General features: G+C 68.0%; 26 protein-coding genes. 7 read left to right on the forward strand and 19 right to left on the reverse strand.

The features are described 5' to 3' along the window. Positions 1 to 222 precede the first annotated feature (222 nt). Entirely contained in the window at positions 223 to 1,368 is a 1,146-nt protein-coding gene (locus OCL97_RS20110; RefSeq protein WP_377371511.1) for an MFS transporter, read from the forward strand. Between the two features lie 186 nt (positions 1,369 to 1,554). Here OCL97_RS20110 and OCL97_RS20115 read toward each other — a convergent pair whose 3' ends face one another. Then, complete coding sequence (locus OCL97_RS20115) at positions 1,555 to 3,174, reverse strand: ABC-F family ATP-binding cassette domain-containing protein (RefSeq protein ID WP_377371512.1); 1,620 nt, start codon at positions 3,172 to 3,174, stop codon at positions 1,555 to 1,557. 175 nt (positions 3,175 to 3,349) lie between these two features. Here OCL97_RS20115 and OCL97_RS20120 point away from each other — a divergent pair, with 175 nt between their 5' ends. The 4 genes from OCL97_RS20120 (at position 3,350) to OCL97_RS20135 (ending at position 9,053) form a co-directional block, all read left to right on the forward strand. Then, positions 3,350 to 4,024, forward strand: coding sequence for a 2OG-Fe(II) oxygenase (locus OCL97_RS20120; protein WP_377371513.1), 675 nt, complete (start codon positions 3,350 to 3,352; stop codon positions 4,022 to 4,024). A 67-nt stretch (positions 4,025 to 4,091) separates the two neighbouring features. Continuing rightward, complete coding sequence (locus OCL97_RS20125) at positions 4,092 to 5,297, forward strand: dipeptidase (protein WP_377371532.1); 1,206 nt, start codon at positions 4,092 to 4,094, stop codon at positions 5,295 to 5,297. A 180-nt stretch (positions 5,298 to 5,477) separates the two neighbouring features. Next, positions 5,478 to 8,378, forward strand: coding sequence for an excinuclease ABC subunit UvrA (gene uvrA / locus OCL97_RS20130; protein ID WP_377371515.1), 2,901 nt, complete (start codon positions 5,478 to 5,480; stop codon positions 8,376 to 8,378). A gap of 63 nt (positions 8,379 to 8,441) precedes the next feature. Beyond that, positions 8,442 to 9,053, forward strand: coding sequence for a glutathione S-transferase family protein (locus OCL97_RS20135; protein ID WP_377371516.1), 612 nt, complete (start codon positions 8,442 to 8,444; stop codon positions 9,051 to 9,053). A 77-nt stretch (positions 9,054 to 9,130) separates the two neighbouring features. Here OCL97_RS20135 and OCL97_RS20140 read toward each other — a convergent pair whose 3' ends face one another. Continuing rightward, entirely contained in the window at positions 9,131 to 9,973 is an 843-nt protein-coding gene (locus OCL97_RS20140; protein ID WP_377371517.1) for a hypothetical protein, read from the reverse strand. A 133-nt stretch (positions 9,974 to 10,106) separates the two neighbouring features. Here OCL97_RS20140 and trmFO point away from each other — a divergent pair, with 133 nt between their 5' ends. Next, on the forward strand, positions 10,107 to 11,516 hold the full coding sequence (gene trmFO / locus OCL97_RS20145; protein ID WP_377371518.1) for a methylenetetrahydrofolate--tRNA-(uracil(54)-C(5))-methyltransferase (FADH(2)-oxidizing) TrmFO: 1,410 nt from the start codon (positions 10,107 to 10,109) through the stop codon (positions 11,514 to 11,516). Positions 11,517 to 11,519: 3 nt separating this feature from the next. Here the strand turns inward: trmFO and OCL97_RS20150 are convergent, their stop codons facing one another. From OCL97_RS20150 to yajC, 6 genes are all read right to left on the reverse strand, one after another. After that, positions 11,520 to 12,218: a squalene/phytoene synthase family protein gene (locus OCL97_RS20150; protein ID WP_377371519.1), complete on the reverse strand. Its 699-nt coding sequence runs from the start codon at positions 12,216 to 12,218 to the stop codon at positions 11,520 to 11,522. Between the two features lie 67 nt (positions 12,219 to 12,285). Then, positions 12,286 to 12,891, reverse strand: a complete 606-nt coding sequence (locus OCL97_RS20155; protein WP_377371521.1) for a urate hydroxylase PuuD — start codon at positions 12,889 to 12,891, stop codon at positions 12,286 to 12,288. Between the two features lie 73 nt (positions 12,892 to 12,964). Next, positions 12,965 to 13,324, reverse strand: a complete 360-nt coding sequence (locus OCL97_RS20160; RefSeq protein WP_377371522.1) for an Mth938-like domain-containing protein — start codon at positions 13,322 to 13,324, stop codon at positions 12,965 to 12,967. Between the two features lie 4 nt (positions 13,325 to 13,328). After that, positions 13,329 to 14,300: a protein translocase subunit SecF gene (gene secF / locus OCL97_RS20165; RefSeq protein WP_377371523.1), complete on the reverse strand. Its 972-nt coding sequence runs from the start codon at positions 14,298 to 14,300 to the stop codon at positions 13,329 to 13,331. Positions 14,301 to 14,312: 12 nt separating this feature from the next. Beyond that, on the reverse strand, positions 14,313 to 15,911 hold the full coding sequence (secD, locus tag OCL97_RS20170) for a protein translocase subunit SecD (RefSeq protein ID WP_377371524.1): 1,599 nt from the start codon (positions 15,909 to 15,911) through the stop codon (positions 14,313 to 14,315). 11 nt (positions 15,912 to 15,922) lie between these two features. Further along, on the reverse strand, positions 15,923 to 16,273 hold the full coding sequence (yajC, locus tag OCL97_RS20175) for a preprotein translocase subunit YajC (RefSeq protein ID WP_304779438.1): 351 nt from the start codon (positions 16,271 to 16,273) through the stop codon (positions 15,923 to 15,925). A gap of 118 nt (positions 16,274 to 16,391) precedes the next feature. On the opposite strand from yajC, the gene OCL97_RS20180 reads away from it, so the two are divergent. Next, positions 16,392 to 17,231 (forward strand): ATP-binding protein, encoded by an 840-nt coding sequence (locus OCL97_RS20180; protein ID WP_377371525.1) that lies wholly within the window; start codon positions 16,392 to 16,394, stop codon positions 17,229 to 17,231. Between the two features lie 42 nt (positions 17,232 to 17,273). Here the strand turns inward: OCL97_RS20180 and OCL97_RS20185 are convergent, their stop codons facing one another. From OCL97_RS20185 to OCL97_RS20235, 11 genes are all read right to left on the reverse strand, one after another. Further along, positions 17,274 to 19,127 carry a LysM peptidoglycan-binding domain-containing protein gene (locus tag OCL97_RS20185; protein ID WP_377371526.1) on the reverse strand — a complete coding sequence of 618 codons (1,854 nt, stop codon included), beginning with the start codon at positions 19,125 to 19,127 and terminating at the stop codon, positions 17,274 to 17,276. 104 nt (positions 19,128 to 19,231) lie between these two features. Further along, positions 19,232 to 19,891 (reverse strand): protein-L-isoaspartate(D-aspartate) O-methyltransferase, encoded by a 660-nt coding sequence (locus OCL97_RS20190; RefSeq protein ID WP_304779428.1) that lies wholly within the window; start codon positions 19,889 to 19,891, stop codon positions 19,232 to 19,234. Between the two features lie 12 nt (positions 19,892 to 19,903). After that, a complete protein-coding gene (surE, locus tag OCL97_RS20195) occupies positions 19,904 to 20,680 on the reverse strand; it encodes a 5'/3'-nucleotidase SurE (RefSeq protein WP_305337105.1) in 777 nt (258 codons plus the stop codon). Continuing rightward, positions 20,677 to 21,957, reverse strand: coding sequence for a serine--tRNA ligase (gene serS, locus OCL97_RS20200; protein WP_377371527.1), 1,281 nt, complete (start codon positions 21,955 to 21,957; stop codon positions 20,677 to 20,679). The genes surE and serS overlap by 4 nt, the downstream gene beginning before the upstream one ends. Positions 21,958 to 22,015: 58 nt before the next feature. Further along, positions 22,016 to 22,903, reverse strand: a complete 888-nt coding sequence (tatC, locus tag OCL97_RS20205; protein ID WP_377371528.1) for a twin-arginine translocase subunit TatC — start codon at positions 22,901 to 22,903, stop codon at positions 22,016 to 22,018. After that, positions 22,900 to 23,460, reverse strand: a complete 561-nt coding sequence (tatB, locus tag OCL97_RS20210; protein WP_304779422.1) for a Sec-independent protein translocase protein TatB — start codon at positions 23,458 to 23,460, stop codon at positions 22,900 to 22,902. Before tatB ends, tatC begins: the two co-directional genes overlap by 4 nt. Before the next feature lie 73 nt (positions 23,461 to 23,533). Continuing rightward, positions 23,534 to 23,737: a twin-arginine translocase TatA/TatE family subunit gene (tatA, locus tag OCL97_RS20215; protein WP_304779421.1), complete on the reverse strand. Its 204-nt coding sequence runs from the start codon at positions 23,735 to 23,737 to the stop codon at positions 23,534 to 23,536. Positions 23,738 to 23,856: 119 nt separating this feature from the next. Then, a complete protein-coding gene (gene scpB, locus OCL97_RS20220) occupies positions 23,857 to 24,501 on the reverse strand; it encodes an SMC-Scp complex subunit ScpB (protein ID WP_305337109.1) in 645 nt (214 codons plus the stop codon). Further along, a complete protein-coding gene (locus OCL97_RS20225; protein WP_377371529.1) occupies positions 24,498 to 25,307 on the reverse strand; it encodes a segregation and condensation protein A in 810 nt (269 codons plus the stop codon). The genes scpB and OCL97_RS20225 overlap by 4 nt, the downstream gene beginning before the upstream one ends. Continuing rightward, the gene (gene nagZ / locus OCL97_RS20230) at positions 25,304 to 26,326 is read right to left on the reverse strand and encodes a beta-N-acetylhexosaminidase (protein ID WP_377371530.1); all 1,023 of its coding nucleotides are present in this window, start codon (positions 26,324 to 26,326) and stop codon (positions 25,304 to 25,306) included. The genes OCL97_RS20225 and nagZ overlap by 4 nt, the downstream gene beginning before the upstream one ends. Further along, the coding region (locus OCL97_RS20235) for an SPOR domain-containing protein (RefSeq protein ID WP_377371531.1) at positions 26,323 to 26,883 on the reverse strand (561 nt) is incomplete at its 5' end. The genes nagZ and OCL97_RS20235, both read right to left, overlap by 4 nt.

Here is a 26,883-nt window from a genome sequence, read left to right on the forward strand (position 1 = left end):
GGCTATGCAGTTCGCCAACGATTTGGCGAACTGCCGCTCTCGACCCCGCAAGGGGAGAAGGAACCCCCCCTTGCCAACCCCCGTTCTCTCAGCCACCTTGCCCCCACCAAAGGGAAGACCCCGAGATATGAGTACCGGCTGCACTGCGGGCTGAACGCCCCACCGCACACGCCGCGCCACACCGCGCGGCCCGTACTCACACATCTCGACCCACGGTAAATCATGGCATTTCTGCGCAATGACGCGATCAATCGCGTCAACCTGCACTCCGGCGTCCAGGCCCTGGCCCAAGGCGCCGGCAGCATCTTCTTCTTCGTCCTCCTGCTGAAGGCCGGCGTCTCGGTTCCCCACGCCCTGCTGGCCCAGGCGGCCATCGTCACGGCCCGCTTCGTCCTGCGTCCCCTTGTACTGCCCCTGGCCATCCGGTTCGGGCTCAAGCCCCTGCTGATCGCCGGCACGCTGATGCTGGCCCTGCGCTTCCCCCTGCTGGCGGAGGTCGGTGGGATCGACTTGGCCCTCATCGCCCTGCTGGCGGTCACGGCGGTGGCCGAGCTGACCTACTGGCTGGCCTACAACACCTATTTCGCCATGCTGGGGGACGACGAGCATCGCGGCCACCAGGTCGCGGCGCGGGAGGCCTTCATCGCCGTGCTCAGCATCGCCTCGCCCCTGCTGGGGACCTGGGCCCTGCTGACGCTCGGGCCGCGTTGGGCCTTCGCGGGGATCGCGGTGGTCCAGGCGCTCGCCGCCCTGCCCCTGCTGGGCCTGCCCAACATGAGCGTCGTGGCCCAGGCGCCGGGCGCCCTGCGCGCCGCCAAACTGGCCTTCGCCCTGCTGGTGATCGATGGCTGGTTCGACGCCTGCTACTTCTTCGTCTGGGAGATCGGCCTCTTCCTCAGCCTGGGCGAGAGCATCGCGGCCTATGGCGGGGCCATGGCGCTGGCCGGCCTGGTCGGCGCCAGCTTCGGCCTCTGGGTCGGCCGCCATGTGGACGGCGGCGGCGGACGGCGCACCGTGCTGATCGCCTATTCCGTGGCCGTCGCCATCGTGACCCTGCGCGCAGGCGCCCTGCCCACCCCCTGGCTGGCCGTCATCGCCCACGCCTTGGGCGCCGTGCTCATGCCCCTGCTGCTGCCGCCGCTCGGCGCGGCGGCCTACACCCTGGCCAAGGCGTCGCCCTGCCCCTTCCGGTTCCACATGGTGACGGAGGGCGGCTGGGACATCGGCTGCGCGGGGGCCTGCGTGACCGCGGCCGCCCTCATCACCCTCGGCGCCCCGCTCAGCGTCCCCATCCTGCTGGCCCTTCCGGCCGTGGCAGCCGGGTTCACGCTGCTGTGGCGCTACTTCGGACGGCTGGCGGCGGCATAAGCCTGCGGCTTCCTTCTCCCCTTGCGGGGTCGATAGACCTCTCCAGCAAACCCAATCCCGTCATCCCGGACGCCGACAGGCGATCCGGGACCCAGGGGCCTCGCGCACCGCTCCTGGGTCCCGGCTCTCCGCTTCGCTGCGGCCGGGATGACGGCAGTTATTGCTCCGAGAGCGGAGCGCGACCTCTCATCCTTCAGCTGCGCTGACACCTTCTCCAGCAGGGAGAGAAGGATGAAGAACGATCTCCCGCGCCACCCCGATCGCCGCCAGGAAATCCCGGTCGTGGCTCACCACCAAGAGCGCCCCGTCATAGCCCCGCAGCGCGGCCTCTATCGCCGCCAGCGAGTCCAGGTCCAGGTGATTGCTGGGCTCGTCCAGGATCAGCAGCTGCGGCGGAGCCTCCGCGCACAGCACGCAGGCCAGCGCCGCCCGCAGCCGCTCGCCGCCGCTGAGCGATCCCACCCGCTTGTCGCCGGCCACATTGCGGAACAGGAACCGCGCCAGGGCGGCGCGCGCGCCATTGTCGCTCGCCGTCGGATTGAGCCGCCGGAACGCCGCCACCAGGGTCTCGTCGTCGCCCAGCATCGCCGTCTTCTGGTCCAGCAGCGCGGCCCGCACGCCCAGGCTCACCCGCCCGGACACGGGCGCCAGCGCGCCGGTCGCCAGCCGGATCAGGGTCGTCTTGCCCGCCCCATTCGGTCCGGTCACCGCCACCCGCTCGGGCCCGGTCATGCGGAAGTCGAAGGCCAGCACCGGCCCGCCGGGATGGCGGAACGTGACGTCCTCGAAGGCCAGCACCCCCTTGCCCGCCGCCAGGCCTGACGGCGGCAAGTCGAAGGCCAGCCGCCGCAGCCGCTCCACCTTCCCCTGCGCCTCCGCCAGCTCGGCCCCGGCCTGTTGCGCCAGCTTCTCCGCCAGCCGCCCCTCGCGGGCTCCGGAGGTCTCGGCCCGCTCGGCCATGGCCCCCAGCAGGATCTTCGGCGCGCTGCCGGAGGCGGCGAACCGCTTGCCCGCCGCGTCGCGCCGCGCCTTCTTCTCCCGCGCCCCCTGGGCCTCGCGCGCGACCCTCGCCACGGTGCGCTCGGCGCTGGCCAGCCCCTGCTCGGCGGCCGCCGCCTCCTGGGCCTTGCGCTCCAGATAGAGGTCGTAGTTTCCGCCATAGACCTTGGCGCCCAGGCCCGACAGCTCGACGATGCGGTCCATCTCCCGCAGCAGGGCGCGGTCGTGGCTGATCACGATGGCGCCGCCCTTCCAGCCGGCCAGCACGCGCGCCACCATCGCCCGGGCCTCGGCGTCCAGGTTGTTGGTGGGTTCGTCCAGCAGGATCAGATCGGGCGCCTGGATCAGCAGCCCGGCCAGGGCCAGGCGCGTGGCCTCCCCGCCGCTCAGGGTGGCGGCCTCGCGGTCCACATGTTGGCCAACCATGCCCACCGCCGCCAGCGCCTGCTCGATGCGCGACTCCAAGTCCCACAAGGCGTTGGCGAAGTCGTCCTCGGCACCGCGCGACTCCTCGATGCGCACCTGTCGGTCAATGTCGGCCCGCACTCCCAGCAGGTCGGCGACCGTGGCCCCTTCGGGCGGGCTCATCGCCTGGCGCAGCACCCCGATCGCGCCGCGAACGGCCACGGAACCTGACACCGGTGTCAGCTCCCCGGTGATCAGCCGCAGCAGCGTGGTCTTGCCCACGCCGTTGCGCCCGACAAGGCCGGTGCGTTCGGCCCCGAAGGCGAGGTTCAGATTGTCGAAAAGGCTTACGCCGTCAGGCGTTGCGTACGAAAGACGCTCGAGTGTCAGATGGGCGGGCATGGGCGACCTTGGGGGCGTTGGCGTTGCGGACGAGGCTCTGTTCCGTCGGCATGCGCATGGTCGTCAGGCTCCTTCTGAGCGCCCGATATAGGCCCCGCCCCGGCCTCGCGCAATCCGGACCCGGCATCCCCGCGACCCCTTGAGCGCGCCTGCGAAAGGCCCGACTCCTCCATCCATGACCACCGACATGTCCGACCTCGACCGCTACGGCTGCGCCGTCCTCCCCGGCCTCCTGACCCCGGCCGCCTGCCGCGACCTGGCCGCCCTCTACCCCCGCGAAGAGGGCTTCCGCAGCCGGGTGGTCATGGGCCGCCATGGCTTCGGCCAGGGCGAGTACCGCTACTTCAGCCACCCACTCCCAGACCCCGTCCAGGCCCTGCGCGAGGCCCTCTATCCCCAGCTGGTGGACATCGCCAACCGCTGGAACGAGACCATGGGCATCGACGTGCGCTACCCCTTGCGGCACAAGGAATTCCTCGCCCGCTGCCACGCCGCCGGCCAGGTCCGCCCCACCCCGCTGCTGCTCCAATACGGCCCCGGCGACTACAACTGCCTGCACCAGGACCTCTACGGCGAGCACGTCTTCCCCCTGCAGGTCGCCGTCCTGCTGTCGGAGCCCGGCCAGGACTTCACCGGCGGCGAATTTGTCCTGACAGAACAACGGCCTCGTATGCAGTCCCGCGCCGAGGTCGTGTCCCTGAGGCAGGGCGACGCCGTGGTCTTCGCCGTCCACCACCGCCCGGTCCAGGGGACCCGCGGCGCCTATCGCGTGAGCATGCGCCACGGTGTCAGCCGCCTGCGCAGCGGTCAGCGCCATACCCTCGGGATCATCTTCCACGATGCGGCTTGAGCCTTGCCTTGAGCCTCGGAACGGCGAAGGCTCGGGGCCTTCAGTTGGGAGAGCCGCCTTGCACCGTATGACCGTTCCGCTCGCGATCCTGTGGGCCTCCTGCGCCCTGCCCGCGCTCTCAGCCACCCCCGCCGCCGAGGCCCACAAGGCGGCCATGGTGCTGGACACCCACTTCGACACCCCGGCCAACTTCCATCGCCCCGGCTGGGACATCATGGACCGCCATTCGGTGGAGGCCGACGGCAGCCAGGTGGACTATCCGCGCATGGTGGAGGGCGGGGTCGACGGCGGCTTCTTCGCCATCTTCACCCCCCAGGGCGCCCGCACCCCGGAGGGCGACGCCAAGGCCCGCGACGCCGCCCTGCTGCGGGCTGTGGAGATCCACCAGATGGTGGCCAAGCACGGCGCAAAGTTCGCCCTGGCCACCCGGGCCGAGGAGGCCGCCCCCATCGTCGCGGCGGGCAAGAAGGTGGTCTTCATCAGCATGGAGAACAGCCAGCCGGTGGAGGCCGACCTCACCCTGATGGCGACCTTCTACACCCTGGGGGTCCGCATGATGGGGCCCATCCACTTCATGAACAACGACCTCGGCGACTCCTCCACCGACCCCAAGGGCAAGGAGTGGAACGGCTTGAGCGACAAGGGAAAAGCCTTCGTCGCCGAGGCCAATCGACTGGGCGTTGTGCTGGACGCCAGCCACGCATCGGACGAGGTCCTGGACCAGATGATCGCGCTCTCCACCACCCCGCTGATCCTGTCGCACTCAGGTCTGAAGGCCATCTTCGACCACCCGCGCAACATCGACGACACCCGGCTGAAAGCCCTGGCCGCCAAGGGCGGAGTCATCCAGATCAACGCCTTCTCCAACTACATGGTGGCTCAGCCGAAGATCCCCGAACGGGACGCGGCCATGGCCGACCTGATGAAGGCCATCGGCGCCAGCGGCCGCGACATGACGCCGGCCCAGCGCAAGGCCTTCCTCGAAGGGCGCAAGGCCATCGACGCCAAGTGGCCCATGCCCCGCGCCAACCTCGACGACTTCATGAAGCACATGTTGCACGCCATCGAGGTGGCCGGGATCGACCATGTGGGCGTCTCGGGCGACTTCGACGGCGGCGGCGGCATCGCGGGTCTGGAGGACGTCACCGACTATCCCAGGATCACCGAGCGCCTGATCGCGGCCGGCTATTCCAGGGACGACGTGGCCAAGGTCTGGGGCGGCAACGCCCTGCGCGTCCTCAAGGCCGCCGCTGACGCCCGCACGGCCAAGTGATCGCTGCTGACAGATTCTGGCAGCTGACGCGTTAAACTCCGCGCGCACTCACGGCGGCGTGGAAACCGGTGTCTCTGCGACGTTTGTTCCCAGATTGTTCCCATGTTATCCGTGAGTCCGTTCACTACATTAAGCGGTCCCGTCGAGACCCTCGGCGGGTGACGAGCGTTTCAGGACAACATGGCCGAACAGCTGAACTTCATCCGCGTGCGCGGCGCGCGTGAGCACAATCTGAAAGACGTCAGCGTCGACATTCCTCGCGGCGAGCTGGTGGTGATCACCGGGCTGTCGGGGTCTGGAAAGAGCTCGCTGGCCTTTGACACCATCTATGCCGAGGGTCAGCGGCGCTATGTCGAGAGCCTGTCGGCCTATGCCCGCCAGTTCCTGGAGCTGATGTCCAAGCCCGACGTGGACCTGATCGAGGGCCTGTCGCCGGCCATCTCCATCGAGCAGAAGACCACCAGCCGCAATCCGCGCTCCACGGTCGGCACGGTCACAGAGATTCACGACTACATGCGCCTGCTGTGGGCCCGGGTCGGCGTGCCCTACTCGCCGGCCACCGGCCTGCCCATCGAGAGCCAGACCGTCTCCATGATGGTCGACAAGCTGACGGCCCTGCCCGAGGGCGAGCGCCTCTATCTGCTGGCCCCGGTGATCCGCGGCCGCAAGGGCGAGTACCGCAAGGAGATCGCCGAGTGGCAGCGGGCCGGCTTCCAGCGGCTGAAGATCGACGGGGAGTTCTTCCCCATCGAGGACGCCCCGGTGCTGGACAAGAAGTTCAAGCACGACATCGACATCGTGGTGGACCGGCTCGTGACCAAGGCCGGTCTCGAGGGCCGCTACGCCGACAGCCTGGAGACCGCGCTCAAGCTCGCCGACGGCATCGCCGTGGCCGAGTGGGCCGACAAGGCCGAGGGCGAGGCTGAACCCCGCCGCATGCTGTTTTCCGAGAAGTTCGCCTGTCCGGTCTCGGGCTTCACCATCAGCGAAATCGAACCGCGACTGTTCTCGTTCAACAATCCCTACGGCGCCTGCCCGGTCTGCGACGGCCTGGGGATGAAGCTCGCCTTCGACGCCGACACCATCGTGCCCGACAGGGACAAGTCCCTGCACAAGGGCGCCATCGCGCCCTGGTCCAAGGGCCCCTCGCCCCTTTACACCCAGACCTTGCAGGCCCTCTCGCGGCACTACGGCTTCTCGATGGACGAGCCCTTCTGGAAGCTGCCGGAACAAGCCAGGAAGGTGGTCCTCTACGGATCGGGGACCGACAAGATCAAGTTCGTCTATGACGACAACGCCCGGAAGTACGAGGTCAACAAGACCTTCGAGGGCGTGCTGCCGAACCTGGAGCGCCGCTGGCGGGAAACCGACAGCGCCTGGGTACGCGAGGAACTGGGCCGCTATCAGTCGGAGACGCCCTGCGAGGCCTGCGAAGGCTATCGCCTGAAGCCCGAGAGCCTGGCGGTGAAGATCGCGGGCCAGCATGTGGGCCAGGTTTCACGCCTGTCCATCCGCCACGCCGAGGAGTGGTTCACCGCACTGGAGAACAGCCTCACCGACAAGCAGATGGAGATCGCGCGCCGGATCCTGAAGGAGATCAATGATCGCCTGCGCTTCCTGGTGAACGTCGGGCTGGACTATCTCAACCTCAGCCGCGCGTCGGGCACGCTTTCGGGCGGCGAGAGCCAGCGCATCCGCCTGGCCAGCCAGATCGGCTCGGGCCTGACCGGCGTGCTCTACGTACTGGACGAGCCCAGCATTGGCCTGCACCAGCGCGACAACACCCGGCTGCTCACCAGCCTCAAGGGCCTGCGCGACCTCGGCAACTCCGTTCTGGTGGTGGAACATGACGAGGAGGCGATCATGACCGCCGACTATGTCATCGACATGGGCCCCGCCGCCGGCATCCACGGCGGCGAGATCATCGCCGAGGGCACCGCCGCCCAGGTGATGGCCAACCCCAAGAGCATCACCGGCCAATACCTGTCGGGCGCGCGCGAGATCGAGGTTCCCCAGGACCGTCGCCCGATCTCCAAGAAGAAGGTGCTGCGCGTCATTGGCGCCACCGGCAACAACCTGAAGAATGTCACCGGCGAGATCCCGGCCGGGACCTTCACCTGCATCACCGGGGTGTCGGGGGGCGGCAAGTCCACCTTCACCATCGAGACCCTCTACAAGGCCGCGGCGCGGCGCCTGCACAACGCCTCGGACGCGCCGGCCCCCCACGACCGCATCGAGGGGCTGGAGATGTTCGACAAGGTCATCGACATCGACCAGTCGCCCATCGGCCGCACGCCGCGCTCCAACCCCGCCACCTATACCGGCGCCTTCCAGCCCATCCGCGACTGGTTCGCGGGGCTCCCCGAGTCCAAGGCGCGAGGCTATGGGCCGGGCCGCTTCAGCTTCAACGTCAAGGGCGGCCGCTGCGAGGCCTGCCAGGGCGACGGGCTGATCAAGATCGAGATGCACTTCCTGCCCGACGTCTACGTCACCTGCGACGTCTGCCACGGCAAGCGCTACAACCGCGAAACTCTGGAGGTGCTGTTCAAGGGCAAGTCGATCTCCGACGTCCTGGACATGACCGTCGAAGAGGCCGCCGACTTCTTCAAGGCCGTGCCGCCGGTGCGCGACAAGATGGACACGCTGAAGAAGGTGGGCCTGGGCTACGTCCAGGTCGGCCAATCGGCCACCACCCTCTCAGGGGGCGAGGCCCAGCGGGTGAAGCTGTCCAAGGAGCTGTCACGCAAGGCCACCGGCAAGACCCTCTACATCCTCGACGAACCCACCACCGGCCTGCACTTCGAGGATGTGAAGAAGCTGCTGGAGGTGCTCCACGAGCTGGCTGACCAGGGCAACACCATGGTGGTGATCGAGCACAATCTCGACGTCGTGAAGACCGCCGACTGGATCGTGGACTTCGGGCCCGAGGGCGGCGACGGCGGCGGCGAGATCGTGGCCCAGGGCACGCCGGAACAGGTCGCCGCCAACTCCAAGAGCTGGACCGGCCGCTACCTCGCTGAAATCCTCAAGCGCCACGAGGACCGCCGCAAGGCCCGCGTGAAGAAGCTGGTCAACGCTTAGGCTTCCCTCAAACATTCGTTTGAAATAGCGTCGTTCCATTGTTTTGATCATTGGAGTCGACCCATGAAGCTCTACGGCGCGCCGAACCCTGCCCCCAATCCCCGCCGCGTGCGCATCTTCCTGGCCGAGAAGGGCATCGACCTGGCCGAGACCCCGGTCAACATGATGAAGCGCGAGCATAAGAGCCCGGAATTCCGCGCCAAGAACTCCCTGGGCCAGCTCCCCACCCTGGAGCTGGACGACGGCACGACGATCTCTGAAACCGTCGCCATCTGCCGCTATCTGGAAGAGACCAATCCCGAGCCGCCGATGTTCGGCACGACGGCGGTGGAGCGGGCCCTGGTGGACCAGTGGATCCGCCGGGTCGAGTTCACCGTGATGACCCCCGTGGGCATGTACTGGCGCCACGCCCACCCGCGCACGGCGGCCCTGCTGACCCAGTTCAAGGATTTCGGTGAGTCCAACGCCGAAACCTACAAGGGCGCGCAGAAGTACCTGGACCGCGAGCTGGAGGGTCACCAGTTCGTGGTGGGCGACACCTACACCATGGCCGACATCTGCCTGCTTTCGACCGTCGACTTCGCCGAATGGATCGGCCTGCCGATGGAGCCGGAGTTCGAGCACCTGAAAGCCTGGCACGACCGGGTCACCGCCCGGCCCAGCGCCAACGCCTGATGCGATTGCTCCGTGGGGTAGAATCCTTAGTGAGAGCGTGACAGCCTGAACCGGCTTCCACTTCAGGCTGTCACGCTCTAGCCCCGCGGAGCACCCGTCAGTTCGCGATAGGCCTCGGCCAGTGGCGAATAGATCATCACCACCTGCAGGATGGGCAGCAACAGTTGCACCATCAGGGTGGCGATGAAAGCCACGATGGCCAGCGGCGCCAAGTTGCTGGGATTGGCGATGGCCGCGTTGCCGCCGGCGATGGCCACGGTGGCGTAGCTGATGATGCTGAACAGCAACCAGACCATGATGTAGAAGATGATGGCCAATATGGTCATCCCGAACAGGCTCCAGAAGTGGCCCTTGGTGAGCCGCCAGGAGTCGAAGATCGCGATGCGATGCTCGGCGAAGGTCATCGGTGTGGCCAGCAGCAGGCGCACCCCGGCCCAGATCATGGCCCCGGCCAGCCCCAGGCTGACCACCACGCCGAAGGGGCCGCCCAGGCTGGCCGCGCCGAAGGCGAGCACCAGAAACAGCACGCCCACCGAGAAGAGCGCCAGATTGACGACGGTCAGCCGCAGTTCGTCAGCGCCCAGCCTCAGGTGGGCGATGCCCTTTTCCGACGGGCGCAAAGCCAGCCGGTAGATCCCGCCCATCAGGACGGAGAGCAGGAAGATCGAGATGACGATAATGGCCAGGAACGCAAACTGGTGCTGGCGCAGCACCGAGCCGTAGGCACCGGCGTCCCCGGACTCCAGGCCGCCGTTCTGCACGAACTTGATGAAGTCCGGGCCCAGCGCCATGACCATGATCATGGCGATCACCATGATGCCGAGGAAGTAGACCAGGCTCCAGGCCAGGATCGTTCCTGGCCGTTCGCGCGTAATCCTGAAGCCTTCCAGCGCCGACTCGCTCGGCGAAAACTTGGTCATGTCTGTCCTCTGGCCGTCCGTCTGGAACACCAAACGAGTCGGCCGCCCCTTTGGCTGCGATCTTTGCGGTTGCGGCTCTTGCGCCGCAAGGCCTCCCTCGCGATCCGGCGCAATCGTTGCTACTTAGCCACGCATGAGCACCAAGATTGACCCAGTCCATGTGATCGGCGGCGGCCTGGCCGGTTCGGAAGCCGCCTGGCAGATCGCCCAGGCCGGCGTGCCGGTCGTCCTGCACGAGATGCGTCCGGTGCGCGGCACCGACGCCCACCATACCGACGGCCTGGCGGAGCTGGTCTGTTCCAACTCCTTCCGGGCCGACGACTGGACCGCCAACGCCGTGGGCCTGCTGCACGCCGAGATGCGCCGCCTGGACTCGATCATCATGTCCTGCGGCGACGCCCACCAGGTGCCGGCCGGCGGCGCCCTGGCCGTTGACCGCGACGGTTTCTCCCAGGCGGTCACCGCCCGCCTGGAGGCCCATCCCAACGTGTCCATCGCGCGGGAGGAAGTCGCGGGCCTGCCGCCCGCCGATTGGGACAGCGTGATCGTGGCCACCGGCCCCCTCACCTCTCCGGCTCTCTCCGACGCCATCCTGTCCCTGACCGGCGAGGGCGAACTTTCGTTCTTCGACGCCATCGCCCCGATCGTCAATTTCGACTCCATCGACATGGGTGTCGCCTGGCGGCAGTCGCGCTATGACAAGGAAGGCCCAGGCGGCGACGCGGCCGCCTATATCAACTGCCCCTTGGACAAGGCCCAGTACGAGGCCTTCATCGACGCCCTGCTGGCCGGGCCGAAGAGCGAGTTCAAGGACTGGGAGAACGTCCCCTATTTCGACGGCTGCCTGCCCATCGAGGTGATGGCCGAGCGGGGTCGCGAGACCCTGCGCCACGGCCCCATGAAGCCCGTGGGCCTGACCAACGAGCACAATCCCCAGGAAAAGGCCTACGCCATCGTCCAGCTGCGGCAGGACAATGCGCTGGGTACGCTGTGGAACATGGTGGGCTTCCAAACCAAGCTGAAGCACGGCGCCCAGACCGACATCTTCCGCACCATTCCGGGCCTGGAGAAGGCTGTGTTCGCGCGGCTCGGCGGCCTGCACCGCAACACCTTCCTCAACAGTCCCAAGCTGCTGGACACCCAGCTTCGCCTGAAGGTGCAGCCCCGCCTGAGGTTCGCCGGGCAGGTGACCGGCGTCGAAGGCTATGTGGAGAGCGCGGCCATGGGGCTGCTGGCCGGCCGCCTGGCCGCCGCCGAGCGTCTTGGGGCGCCCATCGAGGCGCCGCCCGCCACCACGGCCATGGGGGCGCTGGTCGGTCACATCACCGGGGGGCACCTGGAGGGCGGCAAAGGCTCGTTCCAGCCCATGAACATCAACTACGGTCTGCTGCCCCCGGTCGAGGCCGTCGCCAAGCGCGACGAGACCGGCCGCCGCCTGGGCGCCAAGGAAAAGTCGCGCGGCAAGAAGCTGGCGGTGGGCGAGCGGGCGTTGGCTGACCTGGAGACCTGGGTCACGGGCGAAACGCGGGTCGCCGCCGAATAGGCCTCAGACCCTGCCGCGCGCGACGGCCAGGAACAGACGCAGCCGGGCTTCCAGCTCCGAGGGCCTTCGGCCCTTGGCGCGAACGCGGGCCAGGGTCGCGTGGGCGATGGCCGGGAAGGCCGACACCGGCAGGCCAGCCGCGTCCTTCAAGGCTCGGTCGAGGATCGGCCCGACATCGGGCCCGGCCAGACCCGCCGTGCCGATCAGCCGCCCGATGGCCCAGGCGCGGCCGCCGGCCAGGGCCTGATCCTCATCGGCCTTGCGGTCCAGCATCCAGGCGGCGAGGACGGAGGCGGCGCCCGCCGTGCCGTCGGCCCACTCCAGGGCCTCGCCCAGCTTCATAGGCTCGGCGCTGAGCTCGCGGTAGCGGGCATCGATCATCGCCTCCAGACGGGGACGCGGCAGGCCGTGGCGGCCGATGGCCGCGGCCAGCGCCAGCGCCGTCGGATGTTTGCGCACCGTGCGCCCCTCGAAAATCTCGTCCAGCACCTCGGTCCACCAGGTCAGGCGGATCTCGCCCATCAGCGGATTGGAGGCGACCCGGGGCGCCCGGGCCAACTCATGGTCGAAGGCGTAGAGGGCGATGATGTCGGCGCGGGTCTCGCGGTTCGGAATGAAGCGGCTGGACAGCCAACGGTCGGGATCGACGCGGCCCACCAGGGCGTCAAGATCGTACGGATCGTGGGCGTCGTCTTCGGACATGGTGTTCGCAAAATGCAAAAGGCCCGCCGGTTGGGGCGGGCCTTCCGATTGTAATGGACCCGAGGCCTTAGCCGAAGAGCGTCTGGCTCATGGTCATGGTCACCAGCATCGGGATCGACAGCAGGGTGTTGGTCCGCGAGAACAGCATCGCTGTGCGGCCGGCCTTGGCCTTGGCGTCGGCGTCAGCTTCCACGAGGCCCAGGGCGATCTTCTGGTTGGGCCAGATGAAGGCCCAGACGTTGATGAACATCACCGTAGCGAGCCACATGCCCATGCCGATGAAGATGTGGCCGACATTGGCGAAGCCCTCGGTGGCGCCCAGGGTGAAGGCTTCCACCAGATAGCCGCGGTTCATGGCCAGGATCACGCCGGCCACCCAGGTGAAGAGCGCCGCCCAACGGAACCAGAACAGCGCCGCCGGGGCGATGTACTTGGAGACCGCCGGCTTCAGCTCGGCCGGGATCTGGGCCATCTGCGGGATCTGGACGAAGTTGAAGTAGTACAGCAGGCCAATCCACATGATGCCGAACAGCACATGCAGGAAGCGGAACACCGCCTGGAAGAAGATCGCGTCGGCCGAGCCGTAGTGGCTGAAATAGCCTGCGATTATGATCAGCGCGAGCACGCAGCTCACGAGAACGGTGTTGCGAAGATTAGCGAGTAGTCCAGCCATGGGTATGCCTCTACGATTCCTGCCCTGACCGTCAGCTATACGGGGTTTCAACCGGGGCTGCTAGCGGCCCGACCTAGATGGCGATCAGGGCGGCGGCCAGCCGGCGACCTTCGGCGGTGAGCACATTGTACATCCGCGCCGCGGTCGGGGTGTCCATGAATTCCAGGCCGATGCCCGCTTTGGCGAGCGCTTCGCGCACCGCCCTGGGCGGAAGGGCGTTGGCGACCCCCATGCCCAGCAGCAGGAACTCCACGTCCCGCGCCCCGGCCTCAATTACGCCCGACAGGCTCTCGGGCGTGAGATCGGCGAGGCCTGACACCTGCCAAACCTGAGCCTGATCCTGGACGATCAGCACCGAGCCCTCGTGGCGCACCCCCGACAGCCGGAACCCGCCGTCGCCATAGGCGTCGATGGAGGGGGCGTCGCGGGCCACGGCCTCAGGGCCTCGCGTTGGCCGGCTTCAGGGGCTCGGCTGGCTCGTCGCCGCGCTTGACGCCCCAGAGCAGGATCACCGGCGCCGCGACATAGATCGAGGAATAGGTGCCGATGATGATCCCGAAGATCATGATCAGGGAGAAGGCCAGCAGGGTCGGGCCACCGAAGATCGCCAGGCCGCCGAGGGCCAGGACAGCGGTAAGGCCGGTGATCACCGTCCGCGACAGCGTCTCGTTGATCGACAGGTCGATCACCTCGCCCAGCGGCATCGACTTGTACTTGCGCAGGTTCTCCCGAAGACGGTCGAACACCACCACGGTGTCGTTCATCGAATAGCCGATGATGGTCAGGATGGCGGCGATGGTGGTGAGGCTGAACTCCAGCTTGAAGATCGCGATCAAACCAAAGGTCAGGATGACGTCGTGGAACAGACCCACGACCGCGCCCACGCCGAACTGAAGTTCGAACCGGAACCAGATGTAGAGCAGCATCAGGCCGATCGCGAGGCCCAGGGCGAGGATCCCGCTCTGGAACAGCTCGCCCGAGACCTTGGGTCCCACGACGTCCGCACGCTGGAAGGTCACAGGTCCGAGCGCCTGCACCAGGGCGGCCTTGACCTTGTCCACCGCCACTGCGGGCGCTACGCCTTCAGGTGTCTGGAAGCGGATCATGGCCGTGGTCGGCTCACCGAAGGCCTGAACCTGAACGTCGCCGATATTCTGCGCGTCCAGGGTCTTGCGGGCCAGGCTCAGATCCACAGCCTTCGGGGCGGTGGAGATTTCCAGCAAGGTTCCGCCCTTGAAGTCGATCCCGCAGGACAGGCCGCCGCAGGGGGGCTGGAAGGGGAACAGGGTGAAGCCTAGCGAGACCACCACTGCGACCGCCGAGACGATGGCGGCGAGGCGGGAAAAGGCGACGAACCGGAAGTTCGTCTTGATCGGCAGCACCTTGATGAGAGGCCAGTACTTGGACATGTCGGCGTCTCCCTAAACGATCGGCAGGGTCTTGGGGCGGACCCTGCGGAACCAGATCGACAGCAGGAACTGGGTCACAACGACCGCCGAGAAGACGGACGTCAGGACGCCGATGGACAGGGTCCAGGCGAAGCCCCGCACCGGGCCGGACCCGAACTGGAACATGATCAGGGCCGCCAGGATCGTCGTCACGTTGGCGTCGATGATCGTGGTCATGGCGCGCGAGAAGCCCGCGTCCATGGCCGACAGCACCGGACGCCCCGCCCTGAATTCGTCGCGCATGCGCTCGTAGATCAGCACATTGGCGTCAACGGCCACGGCCAGGGTGAGGATCAGGCCCGCGATGCCGGGCAGGGTAAGGGTTGCCTGGGTGACCGACAGGGTGGCGACAATGAGCAGGCCGTTGACCAACAGGGCGATCACGGAAATCCCGCCGAACAGGAACCCGTAGGACAGCAGCATGAAGACCAGGATCGCCATGAAGCCGACGGCCGTGGAGATCTTGCCGGCCTGGACGGCGTCGGCCCCGAGTTCGGCGCCGACGGTCTGTTGCTGCTCGACGCTGAGGGGCGCCGGCAGGGCGCCGGCCCTCAGCAGGATAGCCAGGTTGTTGGCGCTCTCAGGTGTGAAGTTCCCGCTGATCTGGCCAGAGCCGCCGGTGATGGCGCTCTGGATCACCGGGGCGGAGATGACCCGGTTGTCCAGCACGATGGCGAATCGCTTGCCGAGGTTCTGGGCCGTGGCGTCGCCGAACCGGCGCGCGCCTTGGCCGTTGAAGCGGAAGTTGACGATCGCCTCCCCGGTCTGGGAGTCGAAAGCCTGACTGGCGTCGGTGAGCATCTCGCCGGTGACCAGGGCGCGCTTCTTCACCAGCAGGGCGCCGCCTTCTTCGCTGGGCAGCACCTGAGAGCCGGGCGGGATGCGGCCCGCGGCGGCTTCCTCAGGGGTGACGCTGTCGTCCACCATCTGGAAGGTGAGCTTGGCGGTTTGGCCGATGATGTCCTTCAGCTTTTCGGGATCGCTCTCGCCCGGCGCCTGGACGACGATGCGGTCGATCCCCTGACGGCGAATGTCGGGCTCCTTGGTGCCCAGTTCATCGATGCGTCGGCGGATAATCTCGATGGATTGCTCCACCGCCTTGCCGGACTCCGCCACCAGGGCCTGTTCGGAGAAGACCAGGCCGATGCGCTGGTCGTCCGAGGTGTTGATGGTGACATCGCGGCCGGTGGTCGAGCCCGCCAGGGGCGCGCCCACGCTCCTGCGCAGCAGGTTGGTGGCCGCGGTCAGTTGCGCCGGATCGGTGATCCGCACCGAGACCGCTCCACCGACCTGGCCGAGGTCGGTGAAGTCGATCTTCTCCTCGCGCAGGGTGGTGCGGACGTCCTCCACCAGGTTGGTCAACTTCTCCACGCGCAGAGCGTTGGTGTCGACCTCCAGCAGGAGGTAGGAGCCGCCCTGCAGGTCGAGCCCGAGGTTCAGCCTCTGTTTCGGAACAAAGCCCGGCAGGCTGTCGAGCGTCTTCTGAGGAAGCACGTTCGGCAGGCTGAACAGGAGGCCGAAGATCACCGACAACAGGACGGCGATCGTCCTCCAGCGCGACGGAGCGATCATTTACGGGGTTCTCAGGCCTTGGAGTCGTTGGCCGGGGCGGGTTCGCCCTTGGCCCGGACGTCGGAGATCATCGTCTTGACGACCTTGACGTTGACGCCCTGGGCGATCTCAACGCCGACTTCCTTGTCCTCGACGCGCACGACCTTGCCGATGACGCCGGAATTCAGCACCACCGTGTCGTTGCGCTTCACGGCGGCGATCATCGCCTGGTGAGCCTTCATCCGTTGCTGCTGCGGGCGGATCATCAGGAAGTAAAACAGCACGACCAGGCCGATGAGGGGCAGGAACTGCATCAGCATTTCCGTCGGTCCGCCGCCGGCGGCGGCGCCTGCGGTCTGAGCGAAGGCGGGGGTGGCGAACATGGTCTCTCCGAAGTTCGTCGTCGGGCCGGCGAAAAGCCGCCCGTTTTCAAGTCGGCGGAAGCTATGCGTTCGCCCTCGGTTTTGCAATGGAACGGCAGGCCCGCTAAGCACCAACGCCATGGATTCAGACCTGAAACCCGTTCTCGAACGTATCGCCAACGCCCTGGAGCGCCTGGCGCCCCCCGCCCGCGTCCCGCCGGTCTTTGAAGGCGCGCGGCTGTTCCGGCATGATCCGGCCACCCACGCCTTCCATCCGGCCCCCGACTACGCCCTGCCCCTGGAGGCCCTGATCGGGGTCGACCAGCAGAAGGCGCGCTTCGTGGAGAACCTGGAGCGGTTCACCCGGGGTCTGCCCGCCAACCACGTCCTGCTGTGGGGCGTGCGCGGGACCGGGAAGAGTTCGATGACCAAGGCGGCCTTCATGGCCGTGGCAAGCAACACCCCTGACCTCAAGCTGGTGGAGGTGGACCGCGACGAAGTCACCGCCCTGCCCGGCTTGTTCGACACCCTGCGCGAACGCCCGGAGCGGTTCCTGGTGCTCTGCGATGACCTGTCCTTCGAGGAGGGCGCCGCGGCGGCCAAGGCGCTGAAGTCGGCCCTTGAGGGCGGGGTCTCTGGACCGCCCGCCAATGTGCTGTTTGTCGCCACCTCCAACCGCCGCCATCTGATGCCCCGAACCCACGGGGAGGAACGCGGCCTGATCGCCACGGCCGAGGACGCCGAGGAGGAGGTCAGCGTCTCCGATCGTTTCGGCCTCTGGATCGGCTTCCCGCCAATGGACCAGGCGACCTATCTCGAGGCGGTGACCAGCTACGCGCGGTCCTACGGCCTGGTCGTCGCCGACCTGGAACGCCGCGCCCTGCAGTGGGCGCAGCTGCGCGGCGGTCGTTCGGGCCGTGTGGCGTGGCAGTTCATCCGGGACCTGGCGGGGGAACTCGGCAAGACCCTGCCGATGTAGCCGCGTCCCTCCCCTCTCCCCTGACCGGCGAGAGGAGGTGGATCACCGTCCCAGCACCAGCTTGGGATCGATCGGGCGGGCCCGCTCGCTGGGCGCTGAGGCGAAGCGTACCTCAAAGTGCAGCTGGGGTTCGGAAACCCCGCCGCTGGTTCCAGCCTGGCCGATCTGCTGACCCTGGACCACCTTCTGCTGCATCTTCACGTCCAGCCGGGCGAGGTGGCCATAGGCCGTGACCCAGCCATCGGGGTGCTTGATCAGCACCAGGTTGCCGAACCCGGGCACCTGGTCGCCGGCATAGACCACATCCCCGCCAGCGGCGGCGCGCACGGCTTCCCCGGCGTTGGCGCGGATATTGAGGCCATCATTGCGCTGGCCCGTCCCCTTTGGACCGAAGTCGGAAATGATGTCGCCGCGCAGCGGCCAGTTGAACCGGCCCCGGCCCTGGGCGGTGATCTGGCTGTCGGACAGCGGACCAGAGCTCGAGGCGGGTGGCGGCGTCGGCCGGCTGGGCGTGGGCGGCGTCGGCCGGCTGTAGTTGCTGGTCGAGGGCGGCGTCACCGGCTGCGCGGGCGGCGGCGTGTAAGGCCGGCTCGGCGGCGGGGCGGCCGGGGTTGGATCACGGCGCGGTTCGGGCGGCAAAGTCACCGTCGTGCGGACGGTTTCCTTGATCGGGCCCTTGTCCTTGTAGCCGTCCGGCAGGGTGATCTTGCGCCCCGACCTGATGGCGTCGCCCACCTTCATGTCATTGGCCGCGGCCAGCGCCTTGGGGGTCACACTGAAGCGTCGGGCGATCAGGGCGAGGGTGTCGCCGGACCCCGCCACATAGGCCTTCACCGTGGTCCTGGGACCCTTCAGCTTGTCACCGGCGTGAAGGATGTAGGGTTCCTTGAGCTTGTTGTCGTCGGCGAGCTGTTTGCGGGTGGTGTCCATGGCGCGCGCGATGGCGTCCAGGGCCTGACCGTTCTTGACGGTGTAGATTTGCGGCGGACCGGCCACGTCCACCAGCTTGCCGGTGACCGAGGTCTTGGTGCTGCTCGTCGTCGTGGTACGCGGCGGCCCGGGCTCTGGCTGGACGGCCGGAGGCGGGGTGTAGGTCGGGGTTTGCTGCGCGGGAGCCTGCGGCTGGAACGGCGCGGGCGCAGGCGTCTGCAGGCCGGTCCCCGGAACCTGGACGCGGGTGGTGACCGTCGTCGGACCCTTGTCCTTGAAGCCGTCGGGCAAGATCAGCTTCCTGCCGGTGGTGAGCGGATCGTCGAGGCCCATGTCGTTGGCGTCGGCCAGGGCTTGACCCGTGACCGAGAAGCGTCGGGCGATGGCGTAGAGGGTGTCACCGGAGCCCACCACATAGGCCTTGGCGTCGCTTGAGGGGCCCTTCAGCACCTTGCCGGGCCTCAGGACATAGGGTTCCTTCAGGTCGTTGTCTTCGGCCAGTTGCTTGCGCGTCGTGCCCATGGCGCGTGCGATGGCGTCAAGATTGTCACCGCTCTTGACGGTATGGCTCTTCGGCGGCCCGGCGGCGTCCACCACCTTGCCGGTCACCGTCTGCTTGGTGATGGTCTGCATCACCACCGGCGGCGGCTGATACGGCGGCTGATAGGGCGGCGGCGGCGGGGTGTAGGGCGGCGTCGACGGAGTCACATAGGCCGGTCCGTTGGGCACAGGGTCGAGCGGTCGGCTCTGCACGGGGCTGGTCGCGGGACCCGCCTGTGGCGCCGGCGCCTGATCCGGCCCGCTCTGGGCCGGCGGCAAGGTCTGGGTGTCCGGCGGGGGCAGGCGCGTCGGATAGTTCGGCCGCGCCACCTGGGCGTCCTCGCCAAACGGCGCATAGGTCGTGCAGGCGCTGAGGGACGTCGCCGCCAACAGGATCAGGGCCGTTCGGGAATAAGAAAGCGTCATCGCCGCTCCGCTCTATGGGTTCGGAATCAGTCGAGGCGTCGGGGTTAATGATGGGTTAAGGAGCCCGCCATCGCCAACCCACAAACTCGTAAGGTTGTGGACGGCTAAAGCTCTCTGGCTACGCCGTCCAGCAGGGGCACGAACCGGACGTCGGTCAGAGCCTCCACCACAAAGCCGCCCTTGCCGTCGCCGGTGTAGCGTTTCAGGCTCTGGACAGGCCCCTTGCCGATTGGCGCCACCAACACCCCCGTTGGTTTCAACTGCGAAAGCAAAGCCTTGGGCTCATCCGGCGCCGCTGCTGTGACCAGAATGCGGTCGAAAGGCGCCTGCTCGGGCCAGCCCAGGCCGCCGTCGCCGAACCGGGTGATCACATTGGTGAGACCAAGTTGCTTGAAGCGGGCCTCGGCCTCCCCCATCAGCGTCCGGTAGCGCTCCACCGTGTACACCAGTCGCGAGAGCTTGGAGAGCACGGTGGTCTGGTAGCCGGATCCGGTGCCGATCTCGAGCACCCGGTCGCGTTTCTCCACCCCCAGCGCCTGGGTCATGAGACCCACGATGAAGGGCTGGCTGATGGTCTGGCCGCAGGCGATCGGCAGGGCCGAATCCTCCCAGGCGCGTTCCTGGAACAGGTCGGGTGTGAACAGGTCGCGCGGCGTCGTCTCGATGGCGTTGAGCACGCCGGCGTCGCTGACCCCCTGCGAACGCAGATTCAGGATCAGGCGCGCCAGCCGCGTTTCGGGCGAGTCCTTCTCCGGTTTGGCCATCGGTCCTGTCACCTACGCCTTGGGCGGCACGCCGCCGAGCACGCCCTTGAGCCGATAGACGGTCTCAAGGTGAGTCAGGTCGATGTGCAAGGGCGTGACTGAAATCTTTCCATCGTAAATCGCCTTCAGGTCCGTCCCGGCGGCGGGCGAGGACAGTTCCTGCCGGAAACCCATCCAGTAGTACTCGCGGTTCCGCAGATCGGTGCGTTTCTCGGCGTGGCGAACATTCACGTCGCGGAAGGTCTGGCGGGTGACCTCGACCTCGGTGATCTGCTCCACGGGCCGGGAGGGGAAGTTGACGTTGATGATCACGTCCTTGGGCCACCCGGTCTCAACCAGTTTGCGGATGATGCCCGACGCGAACCGCTCGGCGGGCGCGAAGATGTCGTCATTGCCCGTCGGCCAGCCGGTCTGGGAGAGCGCGATGGAGGGAATGCCCATGGCCATGCCCTCGATGGCCCCGGCCACAGTGCCCGAAAGGGTCACGTCCTCGGCCAGGTTGGCCCCGCGATTGACCCCCGACAGCACGAGGTCGGGCTTGGCGCCCTCGATCAGTTCGGAGATCGCCAGCATCACGCAGTCGGTGGGTGTGCCCGAGGTGGCGAAGCGGCGGGGGTCCAGCTTCCGCACCCGGACGGGATCGGACAGGGTGAGCGCCCGGCTCGCGCCCGACTGCTCGTATTCCGGCGCGCAGATCCAGATGTCGTCGGTAAGAACCCTGGCGATGTTTTCCAGGGCGACCAGGCCTTCGGCATGGATGCCGTCGTCATTGGTCAGCAGAATCCTCACGCCTCACCGCCGATATGGGTGAGGCCCGGCAGGTAGGGATGCAGGGCCTGGGGAATGGCGATGCGGCCGTTCTCGTCCTGATAGTTCTCCATCACCGCCACCAGGGTGCGGCCCACGGCCAGGCCCGAACCGTTGAGAGTGTGGACGAAACGCGTCCCCTTCTCGCCGGCCGCCTTGGTGCGGGCATCCATGCGACGAGCCTGGAAGTCGCCGCAGTTGGAGATCGAGCTGATCTCGCGATAGCGGCCCTCCGAGGGGATCCAGACCTCCAGGTCGACGCTCTTGCGGGCGCCGAAGCCCATGTCGCCGGCGCACAGCAGCATCGAGCGGAAGGGCAGGTTCAGGGCCTTCAGGATCGCCTCGCCGCAGCCGATCATGCGTTCGTGCTCGTCGGCGGACTGATCGGGGGTGGTGATCGACACCATCTCGACCTTGTAGAACTGGTGCTGGCGGATCATGCCGCGGGTGTCACGGCCCGAGGCGCCGGCCTCCGAGCGGAAGCAGGGCGTCAGGGCGGTGAGCCGCAGCGGCAGCTCCTCCTCCGGGGTGATCTGCTCGCGCACCAGGTTCGTGAGCGACACCTCGGCGGTGGGGATCAGCCAGCGGCCGTCGGTGGTGTGGAACAGGTCCTCGGCGAACTTGGGCAACTGGTTGGTGCCGAACACCGCCTCGTCGCGCACCAGCAGCGGCGGGGACACCTCGGTATAGCCGTGCTCCTGGGTCTGGACGTCCAGCATGAACTGGCCCAGCGCGCGTTCCAGCCGCGCCAGCTGGCCCTTCAACACGACGAACCGCGCCCCGCTCATCTTCGACGCGACCTCGAAGTCCATCAGGCCGAGGGCCCCGCCCAGGTCCACGTGATCCTTGGGCGATGAGATGTGGTTCGGCTCGCCCCAGCGGCGCAGCTCGACATTGTCATTCTCGTCCTCGCCTGCCGGCACGTCGGCCATGGGGAGGTTCGGAAGCGAGGCCAGCAGGTCGAACAGCTCTCCGCTGGCGGCCTTCTCAGCCTCGGCCTGAGCAGCCCCGGCGCCCTTCAGGCTCTCCACCTCGGCCAACAGGCGCTGGGCCTCGGCCTCGTTCTTCTGGGCCTTGGCCTGGCCGATCAGCTTGGAGAGTTCATTGCGCTTGGCCTGGGCGGTCTCGGCGGCGGTCTTGGCCGCGCGCACCTTGCCGTCGAGCTCGATCGCCTGGGCCGCGGCCCCGGAACGTCCCTTCGCAGCCCAGGCTTTCTCGTAAAGCTCAGGGGTTTCGCGAATGGCTCGAATGTCGTGCATGGGGTCCGCCGTGAGGTAAGCGGCTTTCTCTAGAGCGCGCCGCCCCCCGGGCCAAGCCCTAGACCGGCACGAGCCCCGTGCTCTCGTCCTCGCGCTTGCGGCGGCGGTCGATGGCCGCCACGCACCAGATCGAGATTTCGTAGAGCAGGATGATGGGGGCGGCCAGCATGGTCTGGCTGATGGGATCGGGCGGGGTGACGATGGCCGCGACAACAAAGATGCCGACGATGGCGTAGCGGCGCCCGACGCGCAGCATCGTCGAGTTCACAATGCCCGCCATCCCCAGCAGGGTCAGGACCACCGGCAACTGGAAGCACAGCCCGAAGGCCAGCAGCAGGGTGGTCACCAGGGTCAGGTAGTCGGAGACCTTGGGCAACAGCTCCACCGAGATCGCGCCGGCGCCGGTGATCTGCTGGGACAGGGAGAACCAGAGGACGAAGGGCAGGATCATGTAATAGACCAGGGCCGCGCCCAAGCTGAACAGGGCCGGCGCAGCCACCAGGAAGGGCAGGAAGGCGTGCCGCTCCTTTTTGTAGAGCCCTGGCGCCACAAAGCCGTAGATCTGCCAGGCCAGGACCGGGAAGGTCAGGATCACGGCGCCGAAGCCGGCCAGCTTCAGCTTGGTGAAGAAGAATTCCAGCGGGGCGGTGAAGACGAACTTGAGGCCCGCGCCGGCGACGCTGGGGACTTCCTTGAGGCCGATCAGGGCCAGCAGCAGGTCGAAGGGACCGCTCTCACCGCCGCTGGCCTTCTGGGCCGCCATCAGCTGGGCGGCGACCTCGAAGGGATGCAGCAGGACGATATAGATCTGGGTGGCGAAGCCGAAGCAGATCCCAAAGCCGATGGCCAGGGCCGCGACGCAGATGATCAGCCGGGAGCGAAGCTCGACCAGATGCTCCAGCAGCGGCGCGCGGGAGGCCTCGATCTCGTCGTCCACATCGCTCAAGAGACCGTCCCCTTGGCTGGCCGGGCGGCGGGCGCCTTCTTCGGCGGCTTGGCGGTCGCCACTTTCACGGTGGCGGCCTTCGGCTTGGGCTTGGGTTTCGGCTTGGCCACAGCGCTAGCGGCGGTCTTGGCGGCCGCCTTGGGCGCGCGCGGCGCCTTGGGCTTGGCCGCAGGGACCTGGGCGGGGGCCGGCGCCTCGATGGCTTCGGGGTCGGCGTACTGGTGGCTCATCGGCGGGTGGAACTGGATGCCGGCGCCCTGCAGGCTGTCGCCGATTTCGTTAAACACCTGATTGATCTCGACATTGGCGGCCTCGGCGGCCGCGTGGTCGGCGGCCTGACCCTTGCGCATGGCCTCGACCTCCTTGCGCAGGTCGTCGAGTTCGGACTGGCGGGCCATCTCGTCGAAGCTGGCGCGGAAGTCGTCGGCCATGCCTCGCAGGCGCGCCACGAACTGCCCCAGCTTGCGCAGGAGCATGGGCAGATCCTTCGGCCCCACCACGATCAAAGCGACCGCCGCGATGACCAGCAGTTCCATCCCGCCGACTTCAGGAAGCATAGCCCACGCCTAAACGATCAAAACCCACGCCGATCAGGACCGGCGTGGGTGGATTTCCGGGAACGGCAGCCGATTAGCTGCGGGCTTCGTCTTTTTCGCGCGGCAGCGGCTTGGTCGTCTCGGCCACAACCTCGTCCTCGCCCTTCAGCCCGTCCTTGAAGGCGCGGATGCCCTTGGCGGCGTCGCCCATGATCGAGGACAGCTTGCCACGGCCGCCGAACAGCAGCGCGACGACGGCCAGAACGATGACCCAGTGAACCCAACTCATTGCGCCCATGGCGACAAAACTCCTTCACGTCGGCGGCCCAACCGGCCGCGCGCCCGCCCGTTGCTCAAATCCAATATAGTCCGTCGCACAGACGCCTTCCATCCCTCCCCTGCCTCGCGGCGAAAGAACTAGGGAGTCTCGTCTTCTCCGAGGAAGTCTGTGTGGAATTCAGGCGCCGCGTCGTCCTCCAGCGGGTCCTCCTCCAGATCGGCTCCACCACCCGGGTTGGGGATGGCGAAGTCAGCCGGCAGGTCCAGGCTCAGCAGGCCCGCGGCCTTCATCTCGGACATGCCCGGCAGGTCGGCCAGGGCCGCCAGGCCGTAGTGCTCCAGGAAGGCGTCGGTGGTGCCGTAGGTGACCGGCCGGCCCGGCGTCCGGCGGCGACCGCGCATGCGTACCAGCCCGAGCTCCAGCAGCACGTCGAGGGTGCCCCGGCTGGCCTGGACGCCGCGCACGGATTCGATCTCCGCGCGGGTGACCGGCTGGTGGTAGGCGATGATCGCCAGGGTCTCCTGGGCGGCCTTGGAGAGGCGCCGGGGCTCTTCGCGCTCCTCGGTCATCAGAAAGGCGAGATCGGCGGCCGTCTGGAACCGCCAGCGGTCAGCGACGCAGACCAGCTCCACGCCCCGGCCCGTGTAGGTCGCCTGCAGGGCCGCGATGGCCGCCTCGACATCGGAATTGGCCGGAAGGCGCTTGGCGATGTCGTCCAGGCTGAGGGGCCCGGCGGCGGCGAACAGCAGGGCCTCGACCTGACGCTCGGCGGGCTCGGTCATATGGCGGCTCCGCGACGGGCGCGCAGGAAGATGTCGGCGAAGGCCTCGAGCTGGCGGGCCTCCATGGCCCCTTCCTTCACCAGCTCCAGGCTGGCCGAGAGGGTGGACGCCACATAGGAGGCGCGGCTCGGCCCCGTCTCGGCGCTGGGTCGCAGGGGCGCGATGCCCTGCAGAGAGGTCCAGCGCGACAGGTCGGGCAGCATCTCGCGCAGACGGTCGCGGGCCTCCTCCAGGGGATAGGCCTGGGGCGTGCGCGGGGTGTAGTGGCGGCCCTGCTCCTTCTTCCGCTGGGCGATGTAGGCGCTCATCAGGCCGTAGAGATCACCTTCGAGGCGGTTGGACGGGATGATCTGGATGGCCTGCGGGTCACCGCGCAGGAAGACCTCGCGGCCCAGCTGCGGGCCCTCGCGCAGGGCGTCGGCGGACTTGCGCATGGCGTCCAGCTTGGCCAGGCGGAAGGCCAGCTGCGCGGCCATCTCCTCGGCCGGCGGCTCCTCGGCCTTGGGCCGCTCGGGCTTGGGCAGCAGCAGGCGGGACTTCAGGTAGGTCAGCCAGGCGGCCATCACCAGATAGTCGGCGGCGAGGGAAAAACGGATCCGCCGGGCCTGCTGGACGAAGGCCAGGTACTGGTCGGCCAGCTTGGTGATCGACAGCTTCATCAGGTCGACCTTCTGGCTGCGCGCCAGGGCCAGCAGCACGTGCAGCGGACCCTCGTAGCCGTCCAGGTCGATGATCAGGGCCTCACCATCCTCAGCCGCGGTGGTGGCCGCCTCGAAGTCCAGATTGGGCTGGAAGGTGTTGCTCAAGACCAGCGTCCCTCGAAGGCCGCGTCGAATCGGGCGCGCCCCTCCTCGGCGTCGAAGGGCTCGGGGACACGGGCGATGCGGCCCAGGGCCGTGCGGGCGCGCTGGGCGGCGCGCCCGGAGAGCTCGCGGGTTCCGGCGATCACCGCCTTCATCTCGGCCATGTCGCCGTTGCAGTGGAGGACCACGTCACAGCCGGCCGACAGGGCGGTCTTGGCGCGGGATGTGAAATCGCCGCCCAGCGCCTTCATGGACAGGTCGTCGGTCATCAGCAGGCCGTCGAAGCCGATGGCTTTGCGAACCACGGTGCTGATGACCCGCTTGGAGGTGGTGGCAGGGCCGCGCGGATCGACGGCGGTGTAGACGACGTGGGCGCTCATCGCCATCGGCATGTCCGACAGCACCCGGAAGGGGGCGAAGTCGCGCGCGTCGAGGTCCTCGTAGCTGGCCTCCACCACCGGCAGGTCGTGGTGGCTGTCAGCCATGGCGCGGCCGTGGCCCGGGATGTGCTTGATCACCGGCAGGACCCCGCCCGCGATCAGGCCCTCGCAGGCCGCTCGCCCCAGCTGGGCCACGCCCTGGGGGGTCTTGGCGTAGGCGCGGTCGCCGATGATGTCGTGGGCGCCCTCGGCGGGCACGTCCAGCACCGGGACGCAGTCGACATTGATGCCCAGGGCCGAGAGGTCATGGGCCAGCAGCCGGCCTCCCAGGCGGGTGATCTCTCGCCGCAGCAGCGGGTCGTTGGCCGGCAGGTCGCCATAGGCGCGGCCGGGCGGATAGCGCCGCCAGTGCGGCGGCCCCAGGCGGGCGACCCGGCCGCCCTCCTGGTCGATCAGGATCGGCGCGTCGGGCCTTTCCACGCAGGCCCGCAAGGCCTCCGTCAACGCCCGCACCTGGTCAGGGCTTTCCACGTTGCGCTTGAAGAGGATGAACCCCCAGGGGCGCACGTCGCGGAAGAAGGCCTGCTCCTCCCCGGAGAGGGTCAGGCCCGCGCAGCCGAGGATGGAGGCGCTGGTGCTCACTTCACGAAGCAGCTCTTGCCGGCGGCCTTGAGCTGATCGCAGAAGGCCGTGGCGTCGGCGCGGCTGGCGAAGCCCGTCACCGCGGTCCGGTAGAGGGTGGCGCCGTCCTTCTGGATGGCCTCGACGCGCTTGCCCTTGCCCGCCGTCGCGCCCGGCGCGATGCGGGCCGCGTCGCTCCAGCCCTTGTCGGCCAGGGCCGAGGAGGAGAAGGCGCCGATCTGCACCGAGGCCGCGCCCCCGACAGCCGGGGCCGGCACGCTGGGCTTCAGGGCCGGAACCGGCTTGGGGTCAGGGGTGATCGGCAGGGCGGCGACCGGTCCGGTCTGCTGCGGCTTGGCCACCACCTGTGGCGGGATCGGCGCGGGCTTGGCGGCCGGCGTCACGACGACGGCCGGGGCCGGCTGGCGAGCGACAGGCTGTTCCGGCGGGGGGGTGAAGTTGGGCGCGGTCGGGGCGTCGCCGCCCTCGGTGGACTGGTAGATCTGCAGGCCCGCGGCGGGATCGACCGGCTGGGCCTCGGCGGGCGCGGGGCCCTTGATCGGGATTGGGAGAGGGTC

The organism is Phenylobacterium ferrooxidans, from assembly GCF_042714595.1.
GTDB classification, from domain to species: Bacteria; Pseudomonadota; Alphaproteobacteria; order Caulobacterales; family Caulobacteraceae; genus Phenylobacterium; species Phenylobacterium ferrooxidans.

What these genes read in the sequence shown, in the direction of transcription:
- OCL97_RS20110 (WP_377371511.1), top strand. Translation starts at nt 223, where the DNA reads ATGGCATTTCTGCGCAATGACGCGATCAATCGCGTCAACCTGCACTCC.
- OCL97_RS20115 (WP_377371512.1), bottom strand. Translation starts at nt 3,174, where the DNA reads ATGCCCGCCCATCTGACACTCGAGCGTCTTTCGTACGCAACGCCTGAC.
- OCL97_RS20120 (WP_377371513.1), top strand. Translation starts at nt 3,350, where the DNA reads ATGACCACCGACATGTCCGACCTCGACCGCTACGGCTGCGCCGTCCTC.
- OCL97_RS20125 (WP_377371532.1), top strand. Translation starts at nt 4,092, where the DNA reads ATGACCGTTCCGCTCGCGATCCTGTGGGCCTCCTGCGCCCTGCCCGCG.
- uvrA (WP_377371515.1), top strand. Translation starts at nt 5,478, where the DNA reads ATGGCCGAACAGCTGAACTTCATCCGCGTGCGCGGCGCGCGTGAGCAC.
- OCL97_RS20135 (WP_377371516.1), top strand. Translation starts at nt 8,442, where the DNA reads ATGAAGCTCTACGGCGCGCCGAACCCTGCCCCCAATCCCCGCCGCGTG.
- OCL97_RS20140 (WP_377371517.1), bottom strand. Translation starts at nt 9,973, where the DNA reads ATGACCAAGTTTTCGCCGAGCGAGTCGGCGCTGGAAGGCTTCAGGATT.
- trmFO (WP_377371518.1), top strand. Translation starts at nt 10,107, where the DNA reads ATGAGCACCAAGATTGACCCAGTCCATGTGATCGGCGGCGGCCTGGCC.
- OCL97_RS20150 (WP_377371519.1), bottom strand. Translation starts at nt 12,218, where the DNA reads ATGTCCGAAGACGACGCCCACGATCCGTACGATCTTGACGCCCTGGTG.
- OCL97_RS20155 (WP_377371521.1), bottom strand. Translation starts at nt 12,891, where the DNA reads ATGGCTGGACTACTCGCTAATCTTCGCAACACCGTTCTCGTGAGCTGC.
- secF (WP_377371523.1), bottom strand. Translation starts at nt 14,300, where the DNA reads ATGTCCAAGTACTGGCCTCTCATCAAGGTGCTGCCGATCAAGACGAAC.
- secD (WP_377371524.1), bottom strand. Translation starts at nt 15,911, where the DNA reads ATGATCGCTCCGTCGCGCTGGAGGACGATCGCCGTCCTGTTGTCGGTG.
- yajC (WP_304779438.1), bottom strand. Translation starts at nt 16,273, where the DNA reads ATGTTCGCCACCCCCGCCTTCGCTCAGACCGCAGGCGCCGCCGCCGGC.
- OCL97_RS20180 (WP_377371525.1), top strand. Translation starts at nt 16,392, where the DNA reads ATGGATTCAGACCTGAAACCCGTTCTCGAACGTATCGCCAACGCCCTG.
- OCL97_RS20185 (WP_377371526.1), bottom strand. Translation starts at nt 19,127, where the DNA reads ATGACGCTTTCTTATTCCCGAACGGCCCTGATCCTGTTGGCGGCGACG.
- OCL97_RS20190 (WP_304779428.1), bottom strand. Translation starts at nt 19,891, where the DNA reads ATGGCCAAACCGGAGAAGGACTCGCCCGAAACGCGGCTGGCGCGCCTG.
- serS (WP_377371527.1), bottom strand. Translation starts at nt 21,957, where the DNA reads ATGCACGACATTCGAGCCATTCGCGAAACCCCTGAGCTTTACGAGAAA.
- tatB (WP_304779422.1), bottom strand. Translation starts at nt 23,460, where the DNA reads ATGCTTCCTGAAGTCGGCGGGATGGAACTGCTGGTCATCGCGGCGGTC.
- tatA (WP_304779421.1), bottom strand. Translation starts at nt 23,737, where the DNA reads ATGGGCGCAATGAGTTGGGTTCACTGGGTCATCGTTCTGGCCGTCGTC.
- scpB (WP_305337109.1), bottom strand. Translation starts at nt 24,501, where the DNA reads ATGACCGAGCCCGCCGAGCGTCAGGTCGAGGCCCTGCTGTTCGCCGCC.